This is a genomic window from Hoeflea sp., assembly GCF_984452065.1.
Window position 1 is genome coordinate 1 of sequence record NZ_CFHWAF010000174.1, and the last position, 8,022, is coordinate 8,022.

The following is an 8,022-nucleotide window of genomic DNA, read 5'->3' on the forward strand; positions in this document are numbered from 1 at the left end:
GCCTTGACGATCGGGTCGCCGTCGGACTGTTTGATCTCGTCCTTGAGTTCCTGTCTTGTCATCCGCAGTTCCTGGCGCCAGTGGTACCGCGTCCACAAAAGGTCGGCGATCGCCAGGACAGCGGTGGAAATCAGGATAATGACGAACACCTTGCGCGCCAGCCGCGCCATGGTCTGGGGAATGGTGGACGGATCGGAGAACATGCCGGACAGGACGTCGAAATAATCCGTCAGCATCGCCACCGCGACGATTGCGGATATGACCAGGATCTTGGTGATCGATTTGACGAAGTCCACCAGACCCTGCGCGCCGAACAGCCGCTTGAAACCCTTCTTGATGGAAACCCGCGACAGCTGGGGTTTTACCCGTTCGGCCGCCGGGCGGGGAACGTTCTGCATAACGGAGGCCGCGATCCCGAAGACCATCATCAGCGCGAAGGCCGGGATCAGCAGATGACTGACCTCCCAGAATACATGGTTGAAGAGCGAGACCGCGTCCTCGCCGCCGGAAATCGACAGCCGCGATGCGTTGGCGAAAAGGTCCGTCAGCGAGACGGTCAGGTAAGAGGCGCCCGAAGGCATGAAGAATATGCAGAACACAAGGATCGCGGTCGAAGACGCAAAAATCGGCACTTCGCGGGAAAACGGAATGTTTCCCTTCTCGATCGCATCGCGGATCTTTTTCTCGGTCGGCTCTTCCGTTTTGCTGTCTTGATCCTGTTCTTCAGACATGCCTCAGGTCCCGAACCGTTGTCGCGGCAAGATAAAAGCTGACCTCATCTCGCTCTATGCCGCCTCGCTGCTTTGCTCTTCACTCAATTCGATTTGCTCAAGCGAGGCGAGGCGAATTGCCTCCTGCGTGATGGAACGCCGTGCAACGGCGATATCGCGCTGAGTGACGTTTTGCACGTCCTCGTTCAAATCCGCCTCGATCATGCGGCGCTGCCGGGCGCCGAGCGACGACAGAACCGCTTCCTTCACCTCATCGCCCGCGTTGCGCAAGGCCAGGGTAATCGTGTCGGCGCCGATGTCGTCGAGCAGCGTGATGCGGCTGCGCGTCGGCATTTCCGCGATATCGTCGAACAGGAAGACAAGCGGTTTGACGCGCGCCGCATCCTCCGAGTTGATGCTTTCGAGCTCGCTCATCAGCGCATCCACGACCGGCTTCTCCAACTCGTTCATGAGGTCCGCGACACGGCTCGTCGCTTCATCGCCTTTTTTATTGTCAAGCTCCGCAACCATCTGCGAGACCCGTTGCTCGATGATCTCGGCAATCTTTGGGTTGACGGATTTCATGTTGACCGCGCGGTGAACGATATTGGCCCGGTTCTTCTCCGGCACCTCCAGGAGTATCTTGGCGGCGAAGGACGACGGCAGCATGGAGACGACATAGGCGATGGTCTGCGGGTGCTCATCGGTGAGGAAACAGCCGATGAAAGCCGGATCCGTCTTCTGTAGCCGATTCCAGATGTTCGACCTGGAGCGGCCCGCGGCCCCGCCTCCGCTCAAAAGACCGTCGAGTTCCTCCGGCGGCAGCCCCTCTTCCAGAATGCCCTGCATTGCCTGAGCATTGTCCATCAGGCCCGCGCCTTCGGTAAACACGTCCTCGAACTCGCTGACGACATCTTCCAGTTCCTGGGGTGGAATGCTGCGCAGCGATTGAGCGCTTGAGATGATGGTCTGCAGTTCGGTGGGAGAAAAGAACTTCAGCAGCTTGCCGGCGATGGGTTTGCCCATGGCAATCAGGATCGCGGCCGCCTTTTGCGGTTTTGAAAGCGGCTGTCCCACCGCGTTACCGGCGGAAAGTTCCTCATAGCCTTCAATCATTTGCCGGTGCCGAGTATTTCCGTCAGACGGACGCCGAAACGGGTCTCGTCCTCTTCAAGAACGGTGATCTCTCCATGTCCGATCATGCGGCCGTTGACCATGATATCCACGGTCTCGCCGATCTTCCTGTCAAGCGAGATCGTCGCGCCCTCGTCAAGGCTCATCAGCCTGGAGACCTTCATGCGGGTCTTGCCGAGGACGATCTGCACATCGACCGGGATGTCCATGATGATATCGGCGTTGGCGACCGTGCCGGTCGCACCCGTCGTGTCCGCCGCCGGCTGGGCGGCGAAATCGCTTCCGAAATCATCCGCGCCGAGATCGGGCCCGGGCGAGCCGGATGCGTCCGGGGCATCGGAAGATTCGGCTGCGTCGGGCGCGGCTGTTTCGGGAAAGTCGTCCATGGAGAAGTCACCGCCGCCAAAGGGTTGGTCTTCGCTTTCTTCAATGTTCGCCGTGCCCGCGGCGTCCTGTTCCAGGACACCGCGCAAATCGCTGATGGCCTGGTCAATTTCCTCCTGCGGTTCCCCGCCGGCCAGATCCTCGTCCTTCACGGCCTTTTTGTCAGACATGGTCATGTGTCCCTTGCATCTCGTCTTCGTGCAGGACCGGTGCGCGCGGTGGTCAAGGCGTCCGTCATCTTGCGGCCAGTTCCCTCATCAGTTCGTGATCGTGTTTATGCGGTTCCTGCACACGAACCGTGTAGCGGTCGCCCGCTTTGCCGAATTCGCACCAGAAAAGCTGTTTCTCGCCGGCCGACAGCAGGGCCCGAACAGCGCCTTCGTCTGCAAAGGGCAGGATATCGCCAACCTGCAGGCGCGCCACGTCGCCAAGTGTCAGTTCACTCAGCGCGATACGCGCATCGAGCAGGATGTGCGAACGGCTGACCTGGGTGGTCAGCCTGGTCGACCATTCGGGCCGTTCGCGCGTTGCGGGTTTTTCCTTCTTGCGTTCGACGATCGTGGCTTTCAGCAGCGGTCGCTGCGCGACGACGGCACAGAAGGGAGCGGTGACGGGGCCGGCGGTCAGCTCGAAACGCATCATCACGCTTGGCGGATCAGTCTCGTCTTCCTCGGGTTCGGGAAGATCGGGCCGGGCCCCGTCCGTGACGACGCCATCGGTCGGCGGCGACGCGATGCCCATTCTCAAACTGTCAGCGAGTTGCCCGAATATCACTGTTGCCACATCAAGCTCGATCGCCGACAACGGGCGCGGTTCGATCGTCGCATCGTCCGGGAGCGAGCCGCCCAGCATGCACTCCATGACGGCGATGACGAAGACATTGCCGCCGCACAGCACGATGTCGCTGCACCAGCCCCCGATCTGCGCGCCGCACACCGTGACATGATCGGGGAAGGCGCCGGTCAGCTCAGATTTGGTGCCGACCTCAAACGCGTCGAATTCCACCTCGATCGGCGCGCCGATGGTTTCGGCGGCCTGGAGCGACAGCGAAATCGCGGCGACCTCGGCGAGCGTCTGGCACTTGACTTCCAGCGTTTCGCGGTCGCCGGAATCGCCGGTCATGCGTTGCAGGAGGGTGCGGTCGAAATTGCTGTGGGCCTTTGCCGTTTCATCCGTCATTTGGTCAGGCCGCCTTCGATTCGCCGCCTGAGCCGGCCGTCATCATTTCCTGCTCGACGGCGTCGATGGACGGACGCTCGTAAGACGAAATGGTCTTGCGGCCGTGCTCCAGCGCGACCTGCGGAACCGATCCGTTCATATAGGCAAGAAGCGTCTGCTTGACGATGACATAGAGGCGGTTCTGCTTTTCCCGCACAAGCTTGATCTGCGCCGCGATCGGTCCGAGGACCGAATAGGAAAGGAATATCCCCAGAAACGTGCCGACCAGTGCCGCGCCGATGAGGGCGCCGAGGATTTCCGGCGACTGATCAATCGCGCCCATGGCCTTGATGACGCCGAGAACGGCGGCGATGATGCCGATGGCCGGACAGGCGTCGGACACCGTGGCGATGGCGTGATAGGATTTGAGCTTGTCGCGCTCGATCGTATTGATCTCTTCATCCATCAGGGATTCGATTTCGTGCGGCCTTGCGTTGCCGATAATGATCAGACGGACATAGTCGCAAATAAATGCGGTCAGCTCCTTGTTGGCGAGGACGGACGGCGCGGTCTGGAAAATGCTCGATTCTTCCGGATTGTCGATATGGGCTTCGATCTCGTTGCGCGACTTCGACCGCAGGTCGCGCATCAGCCCGTAAAGCACTGCCAGCGTATCGAGATAGTCGCGTTCCTTGGGCACGGCATAGCGGAACGCCTCCCACAGCGCTGTCCCCGAATCCTTGATGATCTTCATAGGGTTGGCAACAAGGAACCCACCGAACGCGGCGCCGCCGATAATGACCAGTTCCCATGGCTGCATGAGCACGCTGATATATCCGCCCATGGCCATATAGCCACCGAGGATACATCCGAATGTCACGACAAGTCCGATGATGATGTTCATGGGCGGGGCGACTCTATCCTGTGAAAGACACGCTAGGGGTAAGTGTTCTGGCTTGCGTGAAGCTTGACCGCCGCGGCCCGCGAAAGTTTCGCGCAAGGATATTTTTCTAGCTTTGCCGCACCACGCTGGCCGCCATTGCGCGCGTTGCCGGACGAAATTGGGTGCGGGGGTTCGACCGATGGTCACGACGTACATCAACTATCAGACGATCGCGAGGGACATGAACCGCTCGATTGAGCTGGTCGGGCAGGAACCGGTCACGGCCCGGGAAACCGAATACTACCTGGATAATATAAGCAGCGCCAAAACGATCGACGATTTCATGGCCGACAGCCGGCTTTACAATTACGCGCTCAAGGCGCACGGCCTTGAGGACATCGCCTACGCAAAGGCGTTGATCAGGAAGGTGCTGACCGAGGGCATCGATGACCCGAATTCCTTTGCCAATCAATTGAACGACAAGCGCTACCGCGAGTTGGTCGAGGCCTTCAACTTTGTCCGTCACGGAACGGTCACGACCATTTTCACCGAAGCCCAGCAGGGCACGGTCGACAAATATCTGCGTCAGACCCTTGAGCAGAACGCCGGCACCGATAATGAAGGGGTCCGCCTTGCGCTTTACTTCCAGCGCAACGCACCGACAATCACCAATGCCTATGAGATCCTCGCCGACCCGGCGCTCGCGATCGTCGCCCGGACCATTCTCAGCCTGCCGCCCGAATTCGCCGGCACCAATATCGACAAGCAGGCCGAGTATTTCCAGGAACATATTGATTTCGCCGACTTCGGTGACCCTGAAAAGCTGAACAAACTTCTGCAGCGGTTCACCAGCCTTTGGGAGCTGGAAAATCCCTCCACCACGGTGACCTCGGCATCCCTTTTCAGCTCGTCTTCAACCGGAATCTCTTCGGAGCTCATATTGGCTATCAACAACCTCAAACTCGGCGGATAGGGCAAAGGTCAATGCAATCATCACTTTATGTCGCACTGTCATCGCAGATCGCGCTTGTGAACCGGCTCAATACGATCGCCGACAATGTCGCCAACGCCAGCACGGTCGGATACAGACCCACCGAAATCCGCTTTGAATCGCTGATGAATGAAGGCACGGCATTTGTATCAGATGGTGAAACCTATCTGTCTTCGGTCGGCGGCGGCATGACCCAGACCGAAAATCTGCTCGACTTCGCCGTCCAGGGCGACGGCTGGTTCGCGATCGAAACACCGGCCGGCATGACCCTGACCCGCGACGGCCGGTTCACCATGTCCGATGCCGGCGAACTCGTCACCTTGAACGGTTACCCCGTTCTCGATCCGGGCGGCGCGCCGATCCAGCTCAATGGCAATGCGGAGCCGCCAAAGGTCTCCCGTGACGGCATCATCCGCCAGGAGGGGGCGATTGTCAGCTCCATCGGTATCTTCAGCGCCAATCTTGATGAGGGGTTCGTGCGTTTCGAGAACAGCGGAGTCGTGCCGGCCGGCGAACCTGAGCCCCTGCTTGATCGGACGAATTCCGGCGTGCTCCAGGGATACCTGGAATATTCGGGCGTCAACGCCATGGCCGAAATGAGCCGGCTCATCATGGTCACCCGGGCGTTTGAAAGCACCGCGAGCCTTGTCAAGAAGACCGAGAGAACCCTTGACGAGGCGGTTAAGACTCTCGGAGCGGTCTGATGCGGGCGGCTTTGCGTTCAGGGCGCGCGCGGTAAATGAGCGACCCCGCCCGCCCGCCGTCGCAGGGAACCCGCCGCCGGTCCTCCACGCTCGAGGCGCTGGAGCGGCTTGTCGGCCGGTTCTCAAGTCCCGATGAACTGGTGCGCCGCGGCGGTCTGGTCACGACGATCACGCCGAACAACTATCAGGTCTCCGGACTGTCGCCCTATGTCTGTCTCGGCGATTATGTCGAGCATCACGGCCGCGCGGGCATCACGCTTGGCGAGGTGGTCAAGGTCGAGCCTGATGTGGTGATCGTCTGTCCCGTCGAGCGCGGCGAGGCGATTGCGATCGGCGATCCGGTGATCCGTTTCGGGGCTTTTCGGATCGCACCGGATGCGTCCTGGTGCGGTCGCACCGTCAATGCGCTTGGTCAGCCGATCGACGGTCTCGGCCCGCTGGAGCCGGGCAAGCGCCGCCGCGCCGTCTCGGCCGATGCGCCGCCCTCCATGAGCCGTCAGCGGGTCAATATGCCTCTTAAGACCGGCATCAGGGCGATCGACATCTTCTCACCGCTTTGCCTGGGGCAGCGCCTCGGTGTGTTTGCCGGTTCGGGCGTGGGCAAGTCGACGCTGCTTTCCATGCTGACACGGGCCGAGGCGTTCGATCGCGCCGTTATCGCGCTGGTCGGAGAGCGGGGCAGGGAGGTGCGCGAATTCATCGAGGACACGCTCGGCGAACAGATGAAGAAATCCGTGGCCGTCGTCGCCACCAGCGACGAAAGCCCCATGCTGCGCCGGATGGCGCCCATGACGGCCATGGCCATAGCCGAACATTTCCGCGACAATGGCGAGAACGTGCTTTTGGTGGTCGACAGCATAACCCGCTTCGCGCACGCGATACGCGAGGTCAGCGTGGCCTCCGGAGAACTGCCCGTCGCGCGCGGATATCCGGCCACCGTATTCACCGAACTGCCGAGACTTCTGGAGCGCGCCGGTCCGGGCGGGGCCGGTGCCGGCTCGATCACCGCCATCGTTTCGATCCTCGTGGACGGCGACAATCACAACGATCCGATTGCCGATTCCACCCGCGGCATTCTCGATGGTCATATCGTGCTCGAACGCGCGCTGGCCGAGGAAGGGCGTTACCCTCCGATCAGTCCCCTTTCGTCGATTTCGCGGCTTGCCCGCACCGCCTGGGAGCCGGATGAGGAAAATCTGGTCATCCGGCTGCGCGCCCTGATCCAGCGTTTCGAGGAAACCAAGGACCTGCGGCTGCTGGGTGGCTACAGGCCGGGCGCCGACGCGGAGCTGGATATGGCGGTCCGGCAGGTGCCGGTCATCTATGAAGTCCTCAAGCAACAACCCGGGGAAAGGCTCTCCGGCGACGCCTTCGGCGACCTGGCCGATGCGATGAAAAGGGCGGCCGCGGAGCAGCAGAACGATCAGGCAGGCACGGAGGCAGCCGGCACATGACCGTCACGGAACCGGACAATGAAGCCGAGCGGACCGGCGATGCGAACCGGCAAACGGACGCAGACAAAACGGACCGGGCGCTCATTTCGGTCGGCCTGATTCTGGCGGCCTTTGCCGCCTTCTTTCCATGGTATGTCTTTCTCAATCAGGAAAAATTCGGCGTGCGGCCCTATTCACTGTCTTCCGAGCGCGACCTGCCCGGAATTGCCGGGCGAAGCGTGGTCAATGTGTCACCGCTGGCCATTCCCGATTCCGGTGAAGCGGCGGACAGTGCGTTCGATTCCATCGTCACAGCGACAATCACGCTCGACGGGCAGGAGGGCGACAACCAGGCCGGTCCGGATGAAGGGCCGGCACAGGCCTTCCCGCGACCGAAGCCTGTGTTCCGCCTGCTTCATGTCGTCAACGGCCGGGCGCTCATCGAGGACGGGAACGGCGTCTATATGGTGCGTGTCGGTTCCATCCTTCCCGATGACAGCCGCCTTGCGACACTCGAACAGCGCGATGGGCGTTGGGTGATCGTGACCTCCGACGGCGATGTCATCGAGCGCTAGTACTACAGTTGTATGTGTTCTCTTTTCTTGTAGTGGGCGATCATGGCTTG

Annotated in this window: 9 protein-coding genes; 4 read left to right on the forward strand and 5 right to left on the reverse strand. The window is 60.9% G+C overall.

Annotated features, from left to right (window positions below; translation table 11 throughout):
* From AC5E6N_RS21855 to motA, 5 genes are all read right to left on the reverse strand, one after another.
* Window positions 1-731: EscU/YscU/HrcU family type III secretion system export apparatus switch protein (locus AC5E6N_RS21855; protein WP_491749791.1), on the reverse strand; the 731-nt coding region annotated here is incomplete at its 3' end.
* 54 nt (window positions 732-785) lie between these two features.
* Window positions 786-1,826, reverse strand: coding sequence for a flagellar motor switch protein FliG (locus AC5E6N_RS21860; protein WP_491749792.1), 1,041 nt, complete (start codon window positions 1,824-1,826; stop codon window positions 786-788).
* Entirely contained in the window at window positions 1,823-2,398 is a 576-nt protein-coding gene (fliN, locus tag AC5E6N_RS21865; RefSeq protein ID WP_491749793.1) for a flagellar motor switch protein FliN, read from the reverse strand. Before fliN ends, AC5E6N_RS21860 begins: the two co-directional genes overlap by 4 nt.
* A gap of 64 nt (window positions 2,399-2,462) precedes the next feature.
* Window positions 2,463-3,407, reverse strand: coding sequence for a FliM/FliN family flagellar motor switch protein (locus tag AC5E6N_RS21870; RefSeq protein ID WP_491749794.1), 945 nt, complete (start codon window positions 3,405-3,407; stop codon window positions 2,463-2,465).
* A 4-nt stretch (window positions 3,408-3,411) separates the two neighbouring features.
* Entirely contained in the window at window positions 3,412-4,290 is an 879-nt protein-coding gene (gene motA, locus AC5E6N_RS21875; RefSeq protein WP_491689080.1) for a flagellar motor stator protein MotA, read from the reverse strand.
* Between the two features lie 178 nt (window positions 4,291-4,468).
* Here motA and AC5E6N_RS21880 point away from each other — a divergent pair, with 178 nt between their 5' ends.
* Genes AC5E6N_RS21880 through AC5E6N_RS21895 form a run of 4 tightly spaced genes read left to right on the forward strand, consistent with a single transcriptional unit; the run spans window position 4,469 to window position 7,972 of the window.
* Window positions 4,469-5,242, forward strand: coding sequence for a DUF1217 domain-containing protein (locus AC5E6N_RS21880; RefSeq protein WP_491689079.1), 774 nt, complete (start codon window positions 4,469-4,471; stop codon window positions 5,240-5,242).
* Window positions 5,243-5,253: 11 nt separating this feature from the next.
* Entirely contained in the window at window positions 5,254-5,964 is a 711-nt protein-coding gene (gene flgF / locus AC5E6N_RS21885) for a flagellar basal-body rod protein FlgF (RefSeq protein ID WP_491749795.1), read from the forward strand.
* A 35-nt stretch (window positions 5,965-5,999) separates the two neighbouring features.
* On the forward strand, window positions 6,000-7,418 hold the full coding sequence (gene fliI, locus AC5E6N_RS21890; protein ID WP_491749796.1) for a flagellar protein export ATPase FliI: 1,419 nt from the start codon (window positions 6,000-6,002) through the stop codon (window positions 7,416-7,418).
* Entirely contained in the window at window positions 7,415-7,972 is a 558-nt protein-coding gene (locus tag AC5E6N_RS21895) for a flagellar protein (RefSeq protein WP_491749797.1), read from the forward strand. Before fliI ends, AC5E6N_RS21895 begins: the two co-directional genes overlap by 4 nt.
* Window positions 7,973-8,022 lie beyond the last annotated feature (50 nt).